Genomic DNA, 19,544 nt, shown 5'->3' with positions numbered 1-19,544 from the left:
CTCCTGGGGGGAATTGCGGTCGCTCCAGGCGACCACGCTAGTCGCGGCCGCATCGGTACGGCCGGGTCTCCTCATCGATCAGGCGATGGTTACCGCCTGGTCCAAGTAGACGTCTTGGATAGCTCCGAGCAGTTCCACGCCTTCGGCCATGGGTCGCTGGAACGCCTTGCGGCCCGATATCAACCCAACGCCGCCACCGCGCTTGTTGACGACTGCGGTCTTGACGGCTTCGGCCAGGTCGGTGGATCCTGAACTGGCACCGCCGGAATTGATGAGACCCACACGTCCCATGTAGCAATTCGCCACCTGCCAGCGGCACAGGTCGACCGGGTGATCGGTCGTCAACCGGTCGTACACCGCGGCGTGAGTCTTGCCGAAGCCGGGCACCGAGACAAATGCACCGTTGTTCTCGGGCAGCTTCTGCTTGATGATGTCGGCCTCGATCGTCACACCAATGTGGTTGGCCTGTGCGGTGGCATCGGCGGACACATGATGGTCGACGCCGCCAGCCTCGCCGGACAGGTCTAGACCCGGATTGCGCAGGTAGCACCACAACACGGTGAACATGCCGAGGCCATGCGCTTCTTCGAATGCCTCGGCGACCTCAGTGATCTGGCGACCGCTCTCGGCCGAGCCGAAGTAGATGGTGGCCCCGACACCGGCGGCACCGAGCTCGTGCGCCCGCTGGACCGAGCCGAACATGATCTGGTCGTACTTGGAGGGGTACGTCAGCAGTTCATTGTGATTGATCTTGACGATGAACGGGATCCGGTGGGCGTAACGGCGCGATACCGCTCCGAGGACGCCGAAGGTTGTGGCCACGGCGTTGCAGCCACCCTCGACCGCCAGCTCCACGATGGATGCCGGGTCGAAGAAGATCGGGTTCGGCGCAAACGATGCGGCACCCGAGTGCTCGATTCCTTGGTCCACCGGCAGAATTGAGACGTATCCGGTGCCGCCGAGCCGACCGTTGTCGAACAGCGACTGGAGGTTGCGCATGACCTGCGGCGAGCGGTCGGTGCCGGCGACCACATCGGTCACGAAGTCTGGCCCGGGCAGGGTGAGCAGGTCCCGTCCGATGCCCTCGCATGTGTGGTCAAGCAAATAGGAGGCCTGCTCGCCGAGCAGGCGCTCGATGTCGGTCGTCATGTCGGTCGCTGGCCTCGCGCGATCTGGCGGCACCGGTATGGGGGGACCGGAACCGGGGGTCGGTACCGGGGGAGGCGCTCGCCCAATGGCGGGCCCACTCTATCTGCGCGGCCGTGGCCCGAGCGGTCCGTGATACCCATCGCATGAGACCAGGGCACACAAGCAGGCACCAGACACGCAGCACAACGGGCGCAGAGTGCCGCCCTCAGCCGTCAGCGGTGCCGAGCGCCGCCAGCCGGTCGTGAACGTCCACAAAACCGGGTTCGACATCGGCGACCCTGGCGAACCCGCGCCGAGCACGCTGTAGGTCGCCGACCCTGTCGTACAGATCGGCGAGGGCGTACCACAACCTGAGGTGGTGCTCGCCAGGGCGCTTTGGACGCAGCGGGCCCGCCTCGAGCAGGCGAATGGCGTCGCGCGGCCGACCCTCGTCGGCCAGAGCACCGGCAGCGACGATGCGTCCTTCCGTCATCGTCTGGGCATCTGGGTCGGCATGCCTCAGCCGGTCCCACACCTCGTGAACGTCATTGAGGCGGCCCAGCGCCCGGTAACAGTCCGCCAGCACCGGCAGCTGGTCGACAGAGCGAGTGAGCGTCTCGTAGTGCTCGAGCCGGTGAGACGCAGCCGTCCAGCGGCCGAGGCGGTACAGCGTGAGGCCGTAGAGCTCTTGCACCTCCGCTACGGCGGCGTATCTCGATGCCAGCGGTCGCAATATGGACAGCGCGTCTCCGAACCGCTCTGCCAAGAAGTCCTCGCCCGCGTCACGCAGCCGCCGGGCCAGCCGCTCCTGCTCGGAGGTCGGCATACCTCGAACCGATGCCGGGTCCAGCTGGGGCAGCTCCAGGCGCACGGTCGGCCGTCGGCGGCGCGGGGCGGGGGCCGCCGACGATTCGGCACGCTGCGGTCCCTGCGGCGGCTCAGGTCGGCGATTCTGGCGCTCGGGCACTTTGGCCGCGTAAGCGTCGCCTCGGTCAGCGCCAGGGATCGGTCTGAGCACTGCGGCACCCTTGCGGGCCACACCGCCCCAATCAGTGCGGCGAGCCGCCTGCTCTGCAACCTCGTCAATCGGCTTGTCACGGCGGCGAGCAGGACCCGATCGGTCCTGCGACGCTCGGTCGCCCTCACCTCGCCCTCGCCGACCATCACCACCGGCGGGTCCGTTGCGACGGCGACCGGTCTGATCTCGATTACGGGGCGTCTGCCGTCGATCGCGATCGCTGTCAGGACGCCGTCTCGGGCCTTTGCGAGGCGGTCGCCGATTTTCTGCCACCCTTCGAGGCTAGGTCCCCAGACGCGAAGAACCCCCGCCGCTTACACGACGGGGGTTCGGGTTCCGGCAGCGACCTACTCTCCCAGGGGAATTGCCCCCAAGTACCATCGGCGCTGGCAGGCTTAACTTCCGTGTTCGGAATGGGAACGGGTGTGGCCCTGCCGCCATAACCACCGGAGATCAGGTGCGTGCGGTCGTGCCGTACGCACAGATCATGACTGCGTGCGGTCGTGCCGTACGCACAGATCATGATTGCGTGCGGTCGAGCCGTACGCAGATTCCAAGCACTGCAAAGCGATGCACGCGCTGCGCACGGCCGTGCCATGCGCTTCCTCGAGGCTGAGTATCGATACCAAGCCCTCGGCCGATTAGTACCGGTCTGCTGAACACATTGCTGTGCTTACACATCCGGCCTATCAACGTGGTTATCTGCCACGGGCCTTACCTGGTTGTACCAGTGGGAGATCTCATCTTGGAACAGGCTTCGCGCTTAGATGCTTTCAGCGCTTATCCCTTCCGCAGGTCGCCAACCAGCCGTGCTCCTGGCGGAACAACTGGCACACGAGAGCTGCGTCCATCCGGGTCCTCTCGTACTACGGACAGCTTTCCTCAAATCTCCTACAGCTACAGAGGATAGGGACCGAACTGTCTCACGACGTTCTAAACCCAGCTCGCGTACCGCTTTAATGGGCGAACAGCCCAACCCTTGGGACCTGCTTCAGCCCCAGGATGCGATGAGCCGACATCGAGGTGCCAAACCTTCCCGTCGATATGGACTCTTGGGGAAGATGAGCCTGTTATCCCCGGGGTACCTTTTATCCGTTGAGCAACGACGCTTCCACACGCAATCGCTGGATCACTATGCCCTGCTTTCGCACCTGCTCGACCTGTATGTCTCACAGTCAAGCTCCCTTGTGCCATTGCACTCGACGACTGATTGCCAACCAGTCTGAGGGAACCTTTGGGCGCCTCCGTTACCATTTGGGAGGCGACCGCCCCAGTCAAACTACCCGCCTGGCACTGTTCCCGAACCCGATCAGGGTCCTAGGTTAGAGTTCCGACATGAGCAGGGTCGTATTTCAAGGTTGACTCCACGCATGCTGGCGCACACGCTTCCTAGTCTCCGACCTATCCTACACAACACGTGCCACAACCCAATACCAAGTTATAGTAAAGGTCCACGGGGTCTTTCCGTCCTTCTGTAGCTAACGAGCATCTTTACTCGTACTTCAATTTCGCCGGGTCTGTGGTTGAGACAGTGGGAAAGTCGTTACGCCATTCGTGCAGGTCGGAACTTACCCGACAAGGAATTTCGCTACCTTAGGACCGTTATAGTTACGGCCGCCGTTTACCGGGGCTTAGGTTCACAGCTTCGCTCCGAAGAGCTAACCGTTCCCCGTAACCTTCCGGCACCGGGCAGGCGTCACAGCGTATACATGGTCTTACGACTTCGCACGCTGCTGTGTTTTTAGTAAACAGTCGCTTTCCCCTATTTTGTGCCACCCTTTCAGGCTCAAACAGCAAGTGTCGTCACCATCTTGGGGTCATCCTTCTCCCGAAGTTACGGATGCAATTTGCCGAGTTCCTTAACCACAGTTCTCCCGTTCGCCTGAGTATGCTCTACCTGCCTACCTGTGTTGGTTTAGGTACGGGCACCACGTGAACTCGCTAGAGGCTTTTCTAGGCAGCATGGAATCAGTGACTTCGCCTGTAGCGGCTCGGCATCGCGTCTCAGACTTCATGGGGCCCGGACTTACCTAGTCCCCGTCCTACTCGCTTACCCCAGGTCTACCATCGCCTGGGTTCACCTATCCTCCTGCGTCCCCTCATTGCTGTCCTCCACTCGGTGGGTCGGTTCGCCCTCCCCGTAGGGAGGACAGCCCCTTAGCAACCGTGTTTCGGACTGGGCGCGCACGCGGTGGTACCGGAATATCAACCGGTTGTGCATCGACTACGCCTCTCGGCCTCGCCTTAGCTCCCGACTAACCCTGGGAGGACCAGCCTTCCCCAGGAACCCTTGGGCTTACGGCGGAGGGGATTCGCACCCCTCTCTCGCTACTCATGCCAGCATTCTCACTCGGACCCGCTCCACCGGCGCTCACGCTCCGGCTTCGCTGCAGGCACGACGCTCCCCTACCCCTCGAACTCACCCGTAGGCGAATTCAAAGACGCGGCTTCGGCGGTGTATTTAGCCCCGTTACATTATCCGCGCAGGACCACTCGACCAGTGAGCTATTACGCACTCTTTCAAGGGTGGCTGCTTCTAAGCCAACCTCCTGGCTGTCTGGGCAATCCCACATCGTTTGCCACTTAATACACACTTAGGGGCCTTAGCCGGCGTTCTGGGCTGTTTCCCTCTCGTCCAACGAAGCTCATCCCCCGTGGACTCACTGCCGCACTCTGGAGCCATGGCATTCGGAGTTTGACTGGGGTCGGTAAGCTTGTGGGCCCCCTAGCCCAATCAGTGCTCTACCTCCATGGCTGAACGTGCGACGCTGCACCAAAATGCATTTCGGGGAGAACCAGATATCACCGTGTTTGATTGGCCTTTCACCCCTATCCACAGGTCATCCGCCCAGTTTTCAACCTAGGTCGGTTCGGGCCTCCACGGAGTCTTACCTCCGCTTCACCCTGCCCATGGATAGATCACACGGCTTCGGGTCTACAGCATGCGACTGTGCGCCCTATTCGGACTCGCTTTCGCTCCGGCTTCCCATCGCTGGTTAACCTTGCCACACACCGTAACTCGCTGGCTCATTCTTCAAAAGGCACGCTGTCGCGCTTGGACACGAGTGTCCAGTAGCGCTTCAACTGCTTGTAAACCAATGGTTGCAGGTACTATTTCACTCCCCTCCCGGGGTACTTTTCACCTTTCCCTCACGGTACTAGTTCGCTATCGGTCGCCGACACATATTTAGCCTTACGAGGTGGTCCTCGCAGATTCACGCCGGCCTTCACGGAACCGGCGCTACTCGGGAGCAATCCCAGGAGACAAATAGATTTCGCGTACGGGGCTGTCACCCTCTGTGGCCCGCCTTTCCTGTACGGTTCCGCTATCTACTTGCTTTGTAACTCCTTGACCGATCTGGTGCTCGGTCGGGGATGTCCCACAACACCGATCCGGCAACGCCACCAGGCTTTACCACCGGACTCGGTTTAGGCTATTCCCATTTCGCTCGCCGCTACTCCGGGAATCGCTGTTGCTTTCTTTTCCTCAGGGTACTGAGATGTTTCAATTCCCCTCGTTCCCTCTACCTGCCCTATAGATTCAGGCAGGAGTGACACCCGATAAAAGGTGCCGGGTTTCCCCATTCGGATATCCACGGATCAAAGCCTATTCGGCGGCTCCCCGTGGCTTATCGCAGCCTATCACGTCCTTCATCGGTGTTCGGCGCCAAGGCATTCACCATTGGCTCTTCGTAGCTTGGTATATCGATACTCAGTCTCGAAGAATCAAATCCCCTCCGCTCAATCGCAGAGGGTCTTGATGCTCGTGCATCGCTATGCAGTTATCAAAGAGCTGCGGCGTGAGAGCGCGCCACAGCGCTCCCTGGCAGCAGAACAGAGGACGAGCTGACTGGTATCAGACAGCACCAGTGCTCCAACTGGGAATCTCCATCTGAGACCTGAGACCACAGTGGCCTCTGTCTCGGAGGTGACTCCTTAGAAAGGAGGTGATCCAGCCGCACCTTCCGGTACGGCTACCTTGTTACGACTTCACCCCAATCGCTAACCCCACCTTCGACAGCTCCCCCCCTTGCGGGTTGGGCCACTGGCTTCGGGTGTTGCCAACTTTCGTGGTGTGACGGGCGGTGTGTACAAGGCCCGGGAACGTATTCACCCCGGCGTTGCTGATCCGGGATTACTAGCGACTCCGGCTTCATGGAGTCGAGTTGCAGACTCCAATCCGAACTGAGACCGGCTTTATGGGATTCGCTTGACCTCACGGTTTCGCAGCCCTTTGTACCGGCCATTGTAGCATGTTTGCAGCCCTGGGCATAAGGGGCATGATGACTTGACGTCGTCCCCACCTTCCTCCGACTTGTCGCCGGCAGTCTCCCACGAGTCCCCGCCATTACGCGCTGGCAACATAGGACAAGGGTTGCGCTCGTTGCGGGACTTAACCCAACATCTCACGACACGAGCTGACGACAGCCATGCACCACCTGTGATGGGACCATAAGGAAACCGCATCTCTGCGGCTGTCCCCAACATGTCAAACCCAGGTAAGGTTCTTCGCGTTGCCTCGAATTAAGCAACATGCTCCGCCGCTTGTGCGGGCCCCCGTCAATTCCTTTGAGTTTTAGCCTTGCGGCCGTACTCCCCAGGCGGGGCACTTAATGCGTTAGCTACGGCACGGATCCCGTTGGATGGGACCCACACCTAGTGCCCAACGTTTACGGCGTGGACTACCAGGGTATCTAATCCTGTTTGCTCCCCACGCTTTCGCTCCTCAGCGTCAGTACCGGCCCAGAGTGCTGCCTTCGCTATCGGTATTCCTCCTGATATCTGCGCATTTCACCGCTACACCAGGAATTCTACACTCCCCTACCGGACTCTAGTCATGGCAGTATCGAGTGGCGTCTCAGAGTTGAGCCCTGAGTTTTCACACCCGACTTACCAAACCGCCTACGAGCCCTTTACGCCCAATGAATCCGGACAACGCTTGCGCCCTACGTATTACCGCGGCTGCTGGCACGTAGTTGGCCGGCGCTTCTTCTGCAGGTACCGTCAATTTCGTCCCTGCTGAAAGGGGTTTACGACCCGAAGGCCTTCTTCCCCCACGCGGCGTCGCTGCGTCAGGCTTTCGCCCATTGCGCAATATTCCCTCCTGCTGCCTCCCGTAGGAGTCTGGGCCGTGTCTCAGTCCCAGTGTGGCTGATCGTCCTCTCAGACCAGCTACCCGTCGATGCCTTGGTGAGCCGTTACCTCACCAACAAGCTGATAGGCCGCGAGACCCTCCCGGAGCACCGGAGCGTTTCCTGAACGCACCATGAGGTGCAGGCAGGATATCGGGTATTAATCCAGGTTTCCCTGGGCTATTCCCATCTCCGGGGTAGGTTTCTCACGTGTTACTCACCCGTTCGCCACTTTCCCATTGAGACCGAAGTCTCGGGTTCGTTCGACTTGCATGGATGAAGCGCGCCGCCAGCGTTCGTCCTGAGCCAGGATCAAACTCTCCATCGAGATCAGACCCGTAATGTCGTGCGGCTGAGCCGCATTTCATTACTGGCACGATCGAAGAGCCCCTGCCACGATCCGGAGGGAAATCCCCCGTCCTGCGGCAGCTGACTGGAATTGGTGCACCGTCGCACGTCGGCCTGCACGAGGCAAGCTTGATGAGACGGCACGAACAAGTTGGTCCCCGGTCTGGGTAGACCGTGGACCGGCTGTGTGGTTCGACCGGCGGCTGGAATCCAGCAGCCAATCGCCCGCACTGGCGTTTTCGTCCTCTGTTCTGTTGTCAAGGAGCGCTGCTGAGGCGAATCCGCCGGCAGCTGACACTCGATCGGCGCCAGCCGATGCTCTCTGCGAAAGAGTGCTTCGGGCGACGCCGCCGGAGGTGTCGAACCCCTCTGGACCTCAATACGGCCCGCGAGGGGGAGGCATGACAATACAGGCGGCAGCCTGCCTCCGCAACCACCGCGGCCAGCGGATATTGGCTTTCTGCCGCAACCTCAGGGCGCGGTCGCGACGTGCCAGCGCTTCTTTCCCCGCCGCAGCAGCACATATCGGCCATACAGCAGGTCATTTGCCTCGACGAGACGGTCGGGATCGCTGGTGCGATCACCATTGAGGTACACACTGCCCTCGGCCAGCGCTCTGCGCGCTTCGCTGCGACTCTGCGCCAGCTCCGCGTCGACCAGCACGTCCACGATGGACGCGCCGAGCTCCCGCAGCGGGCCAGACGGCACCTCCTCGGCTACGAACGCGAGCGCAGGCGCCGGCACCTCGCGCAACGACGCCGTTCCGCCGAACAGCACCTCGCTGGCACCCGCAGCAGCCGTGGCGGCGGCGTCTCCGTGCACGACCCGTGTGATCTCGGCTGCGAGACGCCGCTGTCCGGCGCGGCGGCTCGGATCTGCCTCGTGCTCTGCGGCGACCTCGCGTACGTCGTCCATGCCGAGAAACGTGAGCTGGGCCAGCAGCTTCGCGACATCGACATCGTCCACGCCGATCCACGCCTGGTAGAAGCGATAGGGGCTCATGGTGTCAGCGCTGAGCCACAGCGTCTCACCACCTGCGGTCTTGCCGTACTTCGTGCCGTCGCTGCGCGCGAGCAACGGCCACGTCAGTGCATGGGCGGGACGACCCAGCCGGCGCCGGATCAAGTCGATGCCCAGCACGATGTTGCCCCACTGGTCCGAGCCGCCGACCTGCAGCTCGCATTCGACGTTCTCCGCGAGCCATAGGTAGTCGTAGGCCTGCAGCAGCATGTAGCTGAACTCGGTGTAGGACAGGCCGTCGCCCTCGTCGAGACGGTTGCGGACCGACTCCTTGCCGACCATCTGCTGCACCGTGACGTGCTTGCCGACATCCCGCAGGAAGTCGAGGACGCCGACGCCGACGGTCCACGCGCGGTTGTCGAGCAGTCTGGCCGCGTACGGGCCATCGTCGAAGTCGAGGAATTGCCGGAGCTGGGGGACGATCCCTTCGAGGTTGTGGGCCAGCGCGTCGTCATCAAGCAGGTTTCGCTCGGTTGAGCGTCCGCTGGGATCGCCGACCATGCCGGTGGCGCCCCCGGCGAGGGCAATCGGGCGATGCCCGCCCATTTGCAGCCGCCGCAGTGTGAGCAGACCCATGAGGTTGCCGACGTGAAGACTGGCAGCAGTGGGATCGAATCCGCAATAGACCGTGATCGGGCCGCTCTCCAAGCGCTGCGCGAGCACCTGGCGGTCGGTCGTTTGATGGATCAGACCACGTGCCTCGAGATCCGCCAGGATGTCCACGCCGCCAGTCTGCCTGACAAGTCGCGCCGGACGGTCACGAATTGATGTGAATTCAGCCGCGCGGCGTCCAGCGGAAGTAGCGCACAGCGACCAGCGCCCCGCCCAGACCCCAGACGCCGAGCATCAGCCAGCGCCCTACCGGCCATGGAACTCCCTCGACGAACGGGTCGAACGTGCGACCCAGCGCGAGAGCTAAGTGCTTGATGGGGAAGATGTCGCCGATGAGCGTCATCCAGCGCGGCGCTCCCTCAGACGGGATGAACACGTCGGAGACGAAGTACAGCGGCAGCACGCACATGTTGGCGATCGCCGGCGCGGCCTGCTCGCTGGGGCACACGCACGTGATTGCAAGGCCCAGCGCCGAGAACGCAGCGGCGCCCACGACGAGAGTGATGAACAGGCTCGGCAACGCAGCCGACTGGACTTCGACGCCGTATCCGAGCCAACCGATGCCGATCACCAGCACTGTCATCACCGCGGTCAGTACCAGCGACGCGGCAACCTGCCCGCCGACATAGACCCAGGGCGGCAGCGGCGTCGCCCGCATGGCCTTGAGCACGCCGCTCTCTCGCCGGATCACCGTCACGATGGCCGCATTCATGAAGTTCGCAGAGACCAGTGCCAGCGCCAGGATCCCGGGGACATACAACGTTGCGACACGCGCCCCAGTCGAGCTGACGACCTCGTTGCCAAAGATCGAGGTGAAGATCACCAGGAAGATGAGCGGCAGGATCACCGTGAAGAAGGTGGCTGCCGGACTGCGCCGGAAACCCAGCAAGTTGAACGACGCCTCGCTGCGAAGCTGGCGCAGACCCCTCACGGACTGTCTCCGGTGATCTCGTCTCGGGTGAACTCGCCTGCCTTGGACTCGTCTCGCGTCAACGCCAGATAGGTGTCCTCGAGGGTCGGCGGCCGGACCGCTAGCGAGTCCAATCGTGTGCCGGCCCCCCCGGCTGCTGCGAGCAGCTCTCGCACCACGGCGTCGACGTCTTGAGTGGCGATGGTGGGCCGTGCGGGCGGCACCGCTCGGGCGTCCGGTGATGCTGGCGGCGCGGAGGATTCGTCGGCCCCGAGCAGATCCCTCAACTGGCGGGGCAGCCGGTCACTGCTCAACTCTGCAGCGTCCCAGCTGATCTGCGACGGCATCGCTGCATGCGCCGCTAGCTCGGCGGCAGTGCCATCGGCCACGATTCGGCCCCGCGAGATCACCACGATCCGGTCTGCCAGAAGGTCGGCCTCATCCATGTAGTGGGTCGTCAGCATGACCGTCACGCCCAGCGCTCGCAGGCCACCGATGGTCTGCCACGCCTCGCGGCGAGCAGCAGGGTCGAAGCCGGTCGTCGGCTCGTCCAGGAACACGAGCTCGGGGCTGCCCACGAGAGCAAGCGCCACGGCCAGCCGCTGTTGCTGCCCTCCCGACAACCGGCGAGTCCGGGTTCCGGCTGCATCAGACAGCCCCACGAGTTCCAGCACTTCAGCGGTTGATCGAGGTGACCGGTAGTAGGCCGACCACATCGTCACGATCTCCGACGAGGTGAAGTCACCCTCGTGCTTGGCGCCCTGCAGGACAACGCCGATGCGCTCCTTCCAGGCAGACGTGGCCTCCGCAGGATCGACACCCAGCACCCGCACGTCTCCCGACGTTCGGGTGCGCAGGCCCTCGAGAATCTCGACGGTGGTGGTCTTGCCCGCACCATTGGGACCCAGAAAGGCCACGACCTCTCCGATAGCGACCGACAGGTCGACGCCGGCCACGGCCTCGTTGTCGCCGTAGCGCTTGTACAGCCCGGAGACCTCGATGGCGAGATCGGCTCCCTCGCTCACCCCGGGTGCCCGCCGATCGCTGCGCTGCTGGGATCACCGGCGAGTCCGTCCGCGGGGTCGTCGACGTAGCGCTCGGGATGGACGATCTGGGGCCGGACTGCGGCTGCGTACAGCAGGACGCCGAGCGGTCCGCTGTAGATGATCAGCAGAACCCAGCGCCAGCGACGCTTGCCGGCGGCGGCGAATCGACCTCGGCCGAGCCGCAGGATGTCGACGATTCCACCGGCCATGATCAGCGCCGCGACGGCGGCTGCGACGATCAGCACGGTGCCCGCTCCATTCGGTCACGCTACCCGTGGGTGGGTGTTCGCCTACTGCTGGCGAGTGCGGTCATCCCCCCAGCGAAGCCACCGCGTCGGCGACGTAGAACCCGGCGCCGGCGATGCCCGCGATGACCAGACCGATTCCCGTGGTCCAGAAGGTCCCGTTGAACAACAGCCGGCCGCCAACAGCCAGGACCACGGTGATCGCGATCACCCCCAGCACAGGGCCCGGCAGGTAGGTGACCGCTACCCAGCCCGCCACCAAGCCACACAGCAGCAGGACGACGTTCTCGACCGCCAGCAGTACCTCGCGCACAGCGTCACCGTACGTTCCCGCACTGGCCGCTCACGGCAGCCGTGCGGGACGACAGCACTATCCGTCGCGCCCTGGGCCGACGGTGCGGGCGAGATCGAAGCCGTAGTGCGCCAGCCGGCGCGTGCTGGCATCGAGACCCAGCCCAGGGTCGGTGAGCTCACGACGCGAGATCCACCTCAGGCCTTCGGACTCGTGGTTGGCGCTGGGCATCGCATGCGCCGGCGCGCGGACCAAGAAGCGCACGTCGAAGTGCAGGTGGTCGGGTTCAGTGCGCCGGCGATTGACGAACAAGTGAACGTCAACGTCGATCGGTTCGGTCCACACCTCCAGGCCGTCAATGCCGGTTTCCTCAGTCGCCTCGCGCAGCGCGACACTTGTCAGGGCACCCTCTCCATCGGCGTGTCCGCCCGGCTGCAGCCAGCGACCGATCTTGCGATGCAGCAGCACCAGCCCCCTCGTTGCGTCGTGATTCACGACCCAAGCAGATGCGGTCAAGTGCCCGACCTCGCACGTTCGATGCAGCGCATCGGGGTGCCGGGCGGCGAAGTCGATCAATCGCCGGCGGTGGATGGACTGCGTGCGGTCGCGGGGGACAAACGCACACACCGTCGCGGCGGCGGCGCCGAGGTCATCAGGCAATGCCCCGATATCGGACTGGCGGGCGAATCCCAAGCGCACCGGCGGATCCGGTGCCGAGCCCAAGCGCACTATTGCCCGCTCTTGTTCGCTGCGCTCACGGGCCACTCGGGCCACGGCTTTGCCATTCGGCTCAGCCTCCGACGGCGCCGGCCGCTTCGAGTGCGGCTTCAAGACGCTCCAGCTGGATGGCGACAGCATCGGGACCGCCCGCGCCCGGCGTCGTGCGCCTGACGTGTGCTGACCCGGGTGTGAGCAGCTGCGCGGCTTCGGCGCCGAGATCGGGGTGCGCCCTCACCAGTGCGGCCAGCCGACTGGGCCGCGATGAGGGATCGGGGCCGTCCAAGGCTTGACGCACGAGCCCGGCGATGAGTTCGTGCGCGTCGCGGAACGGCGTGCCGCGGGCCACGAGCCATTCGGCCAGGTCGGTCGCCGCCGCGAACGGGTCGTCGGCGCCTGCGGCCATGGCGTCTGCATTGAATGCGACGGTCCCCATGAGACCGTCGAGCGCCAAGGTCACCAGCCGCACCGTGTCAACCGCGTCGAACAGCGGCTCCTTGTCTTCCTGGAGGTCCTTGTTGTAGGCGAGCGGCAGTCCCTTCAGCGTCGCCAGCAAACCCGTCAGGTGGCCGATCAATCTCCCCGATTTGCCGCGCGCCAATTCGGCGACATCAGGGTTCTTCTTCTGCGGCATCATCGACGAACCGGTGGCAAATGTGTCATCCAGCGTGACGAAACCGAATTCGGCACTCGACCACAGCACCAGCTCCTCACCGAGGCGTGACAGGTGCACACCGGTCATCGCCAACGCGTACAGCGCGTCGGCAACGAAGTCGCGATCACTGACGGCATCGAGGGAGTTTTCGAAAATTCGCGCGAACCCCAGTGCTGCGGCGGTCAGGGAGGGGTCCAACGGCAACGTCGATCCTGCGAGCGCGCCGGCGCCGAGCGGCGACACGTCGGTGCGACGCCTGGCATCGCCGAGCCGCTCGACATCTCGCAGGAGTGCCCACGCGTGCGCTGCCAGGTGATGAGCGAGCCCCACCGGCTGCGCCTGCTGCAGGTGTGTGTAGCCCGGCAGTCGCAGACCCGTCTCGTGTGCCTGTCGAGCCCTGCGGGCGAGCGTGCGCGCCAGGTCGACCACCAGCTGCGTCAGCTCGTCAAGCGCGTTGCGCGTCCACAGGCGCAGATCGGTCGCGACCTGGTCGTTGCGGCTGCGACCTGTGTGCATCTTCGCAGCGGCAGCGCAGAGTTCAGTTGCCCGGCGCTCGACGGCGGTGTGGATGTCTTCGTCGGACGGGGCCCAGACCATGGCGCCCTCGGCGATCTCCCGCTCGACCTCGTCGAGGGCGGCCGCGATGTCGTCGCGTTCGCCTGGCGACAGAAGCCCGACGGCGGCCAGCATCGAAACGTGAGCCCGCGACGCAGCGATGTCCTCGGCGAACATTCGCTGATCGAACGGCAGGGAGTCATTCAGTGCCGCGAGCGCATCCGCTGGCGCGCCGGTGAACCGGCCGTGCCACAAAGTGGTCGGGACGGTCCCCGTCGCGCCGGTCGGGCGCTCGTCGCAAGGCGCTTCGCCGGCAGGCGCGTCGTCAGAAAACATCGGCCTGCAAGCTCACAAGTCGGCCAGCTCCCGGCAGTGCTCGGCGACAGCGGGGCCGCCAAGCTCCTCCGCAGCGACGACGAGGAGCGTGTCGTCACCTGCCAGAGTGCCGATCACGCCGCGGAACTCGCTGCGGTCGATGGCCGATGCGACCACGTGCGCCGATCCGGGCGGGGTGCGCAGCACCACCAGATTCTGCGAGCACTGCACGTCGAGTACCCAGTCTCCGAACACCCGGCGCAGGGTGTTGGGCGGCAGGCTTTCGGGCGCGTCCGCCTCCGGCACCGCATAGACGGTGCGGCCCGCTGTGCGCATCTTGGCCACTCCCATTTCGTCGAGATCACGGCTGACGGTGGCCTGGGTGACGTCGACGGAGCGCTCGCCCAGCAGTGCGACGAGCTGAGCTTGGCCCCCGATCTCGTGACTGGCGAGCAGTTCACGGATGAGATGCTGCCGCTGAGCCTTGGTGGTCATGACCCTTCCCCGAGCGCTGGGCGAGCTGACGGCGATTCGTGCTGCGCCGGACCTGCCAGGAAGGCCAGCAGTCCTCTCGCGGTATGCATCCTGTTCTCGGCTTGCTGCCAGATCCTGCTCGCGGGGCCGTCGATGACGTCGGAGGCCACTTCCTCCCCCCGATGCGCCGGCAGGCAGTGCAGAAAGACTGCCCCGTCCGCAGCGTGTGACATCAGGTCTGCGGTGACCTGGTACGGACCGAACGAGGCGACGCGTTCGTCCTGCTCGTCCTCTTGGCCCATGGATGTCCACACGTCTGTGCAAACGACGTGGGCCCCCTCGACGGCTTCGGTCGGGTCGTCAGTGATCTTGCACCCGCCTCCCAACGAGTCGAGTCGCTCGAGGGTCTCGGCGGTGGGCGCATAACCCGGCGGCACCGCGAGCGAGCTCTCGATTCCCAGCATGGCGCAGCCGATGACGAGCGACCGCCACACGTTGTTGGCATCGCCGACAAATGCCACCCGCGTGGTGCTTTCGAGCCCGACGCATTGCGAGATGGTCAAGAGGTCTGCCAGTGCCTGGCACGGATGGGCCTCGTCGGACAGGAGATTCAGGACCGGTGCCACCTCGCACGCCGCCATCCGTTCGAGATGGCTGTGTCGAAAGACGCGGGCGGCGACGAGCGCGTGGTAGCAAGCCAGCGTCCGCACGATGTCCTCGGCTGTCTCGCGAACGTCCATCCCCACCTCTTCGGGTCGGATGTAGACGGGGTGGCCGCCGAGCTGGCGCACAGCCATCTCCATCGAGTTGCGCGTGCGGTTCGATGCCTTCTCGAACACCAATGCAACGCCGTCGCCGGCAAGCACTGCCGGCGCATCGGCGACAGGGCGCGACGACACTTCAAGTACCCAGCGCAGCTCATCTGGCGACAGGTCGTCGACTTCGAGGAAGTGCCGCATCAGCCCGGTTTCCCTGCGTCGGCGAGCACGCTCGCAAAGATCGCCAGGCCTTCGTCGATCTGCTCGCTCGACACCACCAGGGGCGGCGCAAAGCGCACTGCTGTGGGGGTGATGCCGTTGATCACGAGACCGGCCTCTAAGCACGCTGCGGCCACTTCGGGACCGCTGCGGCCGATAGCGGGGGTGTCGAGTTCGGCGGCGATGAGCAAGCCCAGCCCGCGGGTGTCGACAACGCCGTCGATGCCCATGAGCTTGCCCGCCAGTTCTTCGCCGCGCGCTGCGGACAGGCCCGGCGCATCGACGGACTCCATGGTGCGCAACACCGCTCGCGCTGCGCTGGCGGCCAACGGCTGGCCGCCGAACGTCGTGGCGTGGTCGCCGGGCTGAAAAGCGCCGGCCACCTCGCGACGGGCCCAGACGGCGCCTATCGGCACCCCGTTGCCGAGCGCTTTGGCCATGGTCACGATGTCTGGGCGGACCGCGCCCGACGGCCCTCCGGACGGCTCGAAGTGGTGGTGCCAGGCGAACCACTTGCCGGTGCGCGCCAATCCGGTCTGCACCTCATCGATGATGAGTGCCATGGCGCGCTCGTCGCAGATCTCGCGGACGCGACGCAGGTACTCGCCGTCGGCGACGTTGACGCCGCCCTCGCCCTGGACGACCTCGAGCAGCACCGCGCAGCAACTCGGGTCGAGCGCGGCCTCGAGCGCCGCTGCGTCGTTGTAGGGCACGTGACGGAATCCGTCGGGCAGCGGCTGAAACGTCTCGTGCTTCTCGGGCTGGCCGGTGGCGTGCAGGGTCGCCAGAGTGCGCCCATGGAACGACCGCAGTGCGCTGACCACCACGTAGCGGCCACGGCCGCCGTACTTGCGCGCGAGCTTGATGGCCCCTTCGAGCGACTCGGCGCCGCTGTTGCAGAAGAAGACCTGGCCGCCGCCGCCTTGGAGCCGGTCGATGGTCTGGGCAACCTCGACTTGCGGCTCGGTGCCGAAGAGATTCGACACGTGCAACAGCGTGCGCGCCTGCTCATTGAGCGCATCGGCGACAGCGGGGTGGGAGTGGCCCAGCGACGTCACTGCCAGCCCTGCCAGAAAATCGAGGTAGCACTTGCCGTCGCGGTCGTACAGCTCGCAGCCGCTGCCCCGAACAAACTGCACCGGCGGCGGACCGTAGGTCGGCATGAGCGGGCAATGCTCCAGACTTGCGCCGCCCATGGCTGCTGCATGGGAGTCGAGCCCGTTGGTGGCACTTGTCGTGGTCTGTGTCATGAGTTCGTGACCTTGCTGTGGGACGGCCCGTTCGGATGTCGGTGGGTCGTGTGGTGCTGGTGTTCTGGGGGTGCTTGTGGGGTCGCCCATCGCTGCGTCGTTTGGGTGCTTCGTGGGCGGATCTGTCAATTCACAATCGAGTGCGGCCGATCACGAGTGATCATCGTGCCGACTCCGGCGTCGGTGAACAGCTCGACGAGCACCACGTGCGGGATGCGGCCGTCGAGCAGGTGCGCGCTGTTGACGCCATTGCGAACCGCGCTGATGCAGGCCTCGATCTTCGGGATCATGCCGCCCGCAATCTTCCCGCTGGCCAGACGCGCAGCGAGCGAGTCGGCCGACGTGCGGCGCACGAGCGAGCCTGGATCGTCGACATCGTCGAGCAACCCTGCGACGTCAGTGAGGTAGACGACCTTCTCAGCATCCAGAGCCGCTGCCACGGCGCCGGCCACGGTGTCTGCGTTGATGTTGTACGCCTGCCCCTTTGCGTCCGCGCCGATGGTGGAGATGACCGGGATCAACCCCTCGGCGAGCAGGCGCTCGAGCAGGTCGGTGTTCACGTCGGTGACGTCGCCCACGAAACCGAGATCGGGATTGCGGGCGGTTGCGGTGATGACCCGGCCGTCTTCGCCTGAAATTCCCACAGCCAGCGGTCCGTGGACATTGATGGCGCCGACGATGTCGCGGTTGACCTTGCCGACGAGCACCATGCGTGCGATGTCCAGCGTCTCCGCATCGGTGACTCGCAGCCCGTCGCGGAACTCCGACGTCTTGCCGAGGCGCGCCATGAGATCGCCGATCTGCGGGCCGCCGCCGTGAACGACAACCGGCGCCATGCCGATCTGGCGCAGCAGCACGACATCAGCAGCAAAGCCGTCGGTCAGTGCCGTGTCGACCATCGCATTGCCGCCAAACTTGACCACTACCACCGCGTCGCGCCAACGGCTGATGTACGGCAGCATCTCCACCAGCAGCTCGGCACGCTCGACCTGTTGGGCGTGAATGCCGTCGACATCGCGGTCGTCGGCCTGTGCCGGATCGGACTTGTCGCTGCCGGCGGTCTGTGCGTGATCGGAATGATCGCCGGTGGGGGTCATGGCATCAATCCCGTCGTTGGCAGGCCAGCCGTCTCGGGCAGGCCGAGAGCGATGTTCGCGCATTGCACGGCGCCGCCCGATGCGCCCTTGACCAGGTTGTCGATCGCGCTGAGCACCACGAGCCAGCCGGTGCGGGGATCCACTCGTGCGCTCAGATGGCATGTATTCGCACCGAGTGTCGCCTTGGTGTGCGGGGCGTCGCGATGGGTCACCACGAACGGCTCATCTGCGTAGAAGTCAGCCAGTACGCCAAGGGCATCGTCGGTGGTCATGCCCTCCGATGGTCTGGCATAGCAGGTGGCCAGAATGCCTCGCACCATCGGTGCCAGGTGCGGCGTGAACAGCACCTGGCACCCGGTTGCCTGCTCGATCTCGGGCGTGTGGCGGTGGTCCAGCAAGCCGTAGGCCACGAAGTCCTCGTCGACGGTCGAGAATGTCGTGGCGGGCTTGGGCGCCCGACCCGCGCCGCTGACCCCCGATGCGGCGTCGATCACGACCCCGCTCGTCGAGATGAACCCGCCGCGGGCGAACGGCGCCAGGGCCAGCGCCGCTGCGGTGGGATAGCACCCGGGAACGGCGACTCCCGCGGCGCCGCGCAATGCCTCGCGGCCGAGTTCGGGAAGCCCGTAGGGGAATTCGCCCAGCAACTCCGGTAGTGGGTGCTCTGCGCCGTACCACTGGGGGTACATCGCCGCGTCGACCAGTCGGAAGTCCGAGCCCAGATCGACCACGCAGCCGACCCGCTTGTACAGGTCGGCGACAACGGGTGCGCTGGCCATGTGCGGCAAGCCCAGGAACACCACGTCGAGCCCGACGAAGATCTCCGGGTCGTATGCGCAGTAGCGAAGGTCGCCATAGTCGGCCGCCAAGCTGGGATACAGGTCGCGGACTGCGGCACCCGCCTGGGTATCTCCCGTAACGGCGACTACGTCAAAGGATGGATGTGTGGCTGCGAGCCGCAGCAGCTCCGCACCCGTGTAGCCGGATGCGCCCACAATCCCCACCCGCACAGCGGTGGGAGTGGCCTCAGCGTCAGTCTTGGGGGCGGCGACCGCTTCAGAAGTCGCTATGTCGTGCGGTGGGGCTGAGTCGGCCATGACCTCGTCCTGTGGGGGCTTGCACACTCGGCGCGGATCCGATACGCCTTCGGCGACCGCAGCCGAGCTTAGCACGCACCCCGCGGTCTTATGCGGCGATGTGCACTTTTATGCACACATACTACGGAACCGGTGGTATGCCGTGTCTCACTTCTGGCCAGGCCCGCGCCCGCGTCCCGTCCATAGCCACTTCGCGAACTCCCGTGTCTCGCGCTCTTCCTCCTCGACCTCGTCGGCTAGGGCACACGCCTCCTCGTCGGTCAATTTGCTCCTCTTGGCGAGTGCAGCACCGAGCCCTAGATAGGCAATCACTATCGCCGGGAACGGATTCGGAATGGCCGCATCGACGATCAACCGCCAACCGGATTCGTGGTCATTAGTAGCCAAATCAACAAGCATTGAACCCAGCCAAATGATTGCGATCGATATCACATACACGACGCGTAGCCGTCGACGTCGTTGCGACGACGATCGCGCGGCTTTCTCGAGATCGCCCCAGGAGTAGCTGCTGAGTCGTTCCCATTTCGCCCATGGGCTTTCTTGGGGCATTTCAAACAAGTCCAGTCACCAGCATGTCGATCGCCGCAACCGTAATTTCCTTGCGAATCCTATGACAGCGGCCCAGCAGCAAGCGGTGGCGGAAAGCGTTCACTCGC

Annotated in this window: 15 protein-coding genes and 3 rRNA genes; all 18 read right to left on the bottom strand. The window is 64.5% G+C overall.

Annotation, left to right across the window (positions count from 1 at the left end; genetic code table 11):
- Positions 1-78: 78 nt before the first annotated feature.
- Positions 79-1,149, bottom strand: coding sequence for a class I fructose-bisphosphate aldolase (locus ACOOF5_RS12480; RefSeq protein ID WP_420439603.1), 1,071 nt, complete (start codon positions 1,147-1,149; stop codon positions 79-81).
- A 205-nt stretch (positions 1,150-1,354) separates the two neighbouring features.
- Positions 1,355-1,954 (bottom strand): hypothetical protein, encoded by a 600-nt coding sequence (locus ACOOF5_RS12475; protein WP_420439601.1) that lies wholly within the window; start codon positions 1,952-1,954, stop codon positions 1,355-1,357.
- Between the two features lie 526 nt (positions 1,955-2,480).
- Positions 2,481-2,597: ribosomal RNA gene (gene rrf / locus ACOOF5_RS12470) — 5S ribosomal RNA — on the bottom strand.
- Positions 2,598-2,767: 170 nt separating this feature from the next.
- Positions 2,768-5,849, bottom strand: a 23S ribosomal RNA gene (locus ACOOF5_RS12465).
- Positions 5,850-6,086: 237 nt separating this feature from the next.
- A 16S ribosomal RNA gene (locus ACOOF5_RS12460) occupies positions 6,087-7,606 on the bottom strand.
- Together the 16S, 23S and 5S rRNA genes form the textbook arrangement of a ribosomal RNA operon.
- Before the next feature lie 491 nt (positions 7,607-8,097).
- Positions 8,098-9,369: a tyrosine--tRNA ligase gene (gene tyrS, locus ACOOF5_RS12455; RefSeq protein WP_420439599.1), complete on the bottom strand. Its 1,272-nt coding sequence runs from the start codon at positions 9,367-9,369 to the stop codon at positions 8,098-8,100.
- Between the two features lie 52 nt (positions 9,370-9,421).
- Entirely contained in the window at positions 9,422-10,189 is a 768-nt protein-coding gene (locus ACOOF5_RS12450) for an ABC transporter permease (protein WP_420439596.1), read from the bottom strand.
- The gene (locus ACOOF5_RS12445; protein WP_420439594.1) at positions 10,186-11,193 is read right to left on the bottom strand and encodes an ABC transporter ATP-binding protein; all 1,008 of its coding nucleotides are present in this window, start codon (positions 11,191-11,193) and stop codon (positions 10,186-10,188) included. Before ACOOF5_RS12445 ends, ACOOF5_RS12450 begins: the two co-directional genes overlap by 4 nt.
- Entirely contained in the window at positions 11,190-11,459 is a 270-nt protein-coding gene (locus ACOOF5_RS12440; protein ID WP_420439592.1) for a hypothetical protein, read from the bottom strand. Before ACOOF5_RS12440 ends, ACOOF5_RS12445 begins: the two co-directional genes overlap by 4 nt.
- Positions 11,460-11,523: 64 nt before the next feature.
- The gene (locus tag ACOOF5_RS12435) at positions 11,524-11,772 is read right to left on the bottom strand and encodes a hypothetical protein (protein ID WP_420439590.1); all 249 of its coding nucleotides are present in this window, start codon (positions 11,770-11,772) and stop codon (positions 11,524-11,526) included.
- Positions 11,773-11,829: 57 nt separating this feature from the next.
- A complete protein-coding gene (locus ACOOF5_RS12430; RefSeq protein WP_420439588.1) occupies positions 11,830-12,525 on the bottom strand; it encodes an NUDIX hydrolase in 696 nt (231 codons plus the stop codon).
- Positions 12,526-12,541: 16 nt separating this feature from the next.
- Positions 12,542-14,014, bottom strand: a complete 1,473-nt coding sequence (gene argH, locus ACOOF5_RS12425) for an argininosuccinate lyase (protein ID WP_420439586.1) — start codon at positions 14,012-14,014, stop codon at positions 12,542-12,544.
- 12 nt (positions 14,015-14,026) lie between these two features.
- Positions 14,027-14,488: an arginine repressor gene (gene argR / locus ACOOF5_RS12420; RefSeq protein WP_420439584.1), complete on the bottom strand. Its 462-nt coding sequence runs from the start codon at positions 14,486-14,488 to the stop codon at positions 14,027-14,029.
- Positions 14,485-15,426, bottom strand: a complete 942-nt coding sequence (gene argF, locus ACOOF5_RS12415; RefSeq protein WP_420439582.1) for an ornithine carbamoyltransferase — start codon at positions 15,424-15,426, stop codon at positions 14,485-14,487. The genes argR and argF overlap by 4 nt, the downstream gene beginning before the upstream one ends.
- A complete protein-coding gene (locus ACOOF5_RS12410; protein ID WP_420439580.1) occupies positions 15,426-16,694 on the bottom strand; it encodes an acetylornithine/succinylornithine family transaminase in 1,269 nt (422 codons plus the stop codon). The genes argF and ACOOF5_RS12410 overlap by 1 nt, the downstream gene beginning before the upstream one ends.
- A 125-nt stretch (positions 16,695-16,819) precedes the next feature.
- A complete protein-coding gene (gene argB, locus ACOOF5_RS12405; RefSeq protein ID WP_420439578.1) occupies positions 16,820-17,791 on the bottom strand; it encodes an acetylglutamate kinase in 972 nt (323 codons plus the stop codon).
- Entirely contained in the window at positions 17,788-18,888 is a 1,101-nt protein-coding gene (gene argC / locus ACOOF5_RS12400; RefSeq protein WP_420439576.1) for an N-acetyl-gamma-glutamyl-phosphate reductase, read from the bottom strand. Before argC ends, argB begins: the two co-directional genes overlap by 4 nt.
- A gap of 147 nt (positions 18,889-19,035) precedes the next feature.
- On the bottom strand, positions 19,036-19,446 hold the full coding sequence (locus ACOOF5_RS12395) for a hypothetical protein (RefSeq protein WP_420439574.1): 411 nt from the start codon (positions 19,444-19,446) through the stop codon (positions 19,036-19,038).
- Positions 19,447-19,544 lie beyond the last annotated feature (98 nt).

It is taken from the genome of Candidatus Poriferisodalis sp. (assembly GCF_965214215.1).
Classification (GTDB): domain Bacteria; phylum Actinomycetota; class Acidimicrobiia; order Acidimicrobiales; family Poriferisodalaceae; genus Poriferisodalis.
The sequence above is the reverse complement of the archived record's forward strand: the minus strand, read 5'-3'. Positions and strand labels throughout refer to the sequence as shown.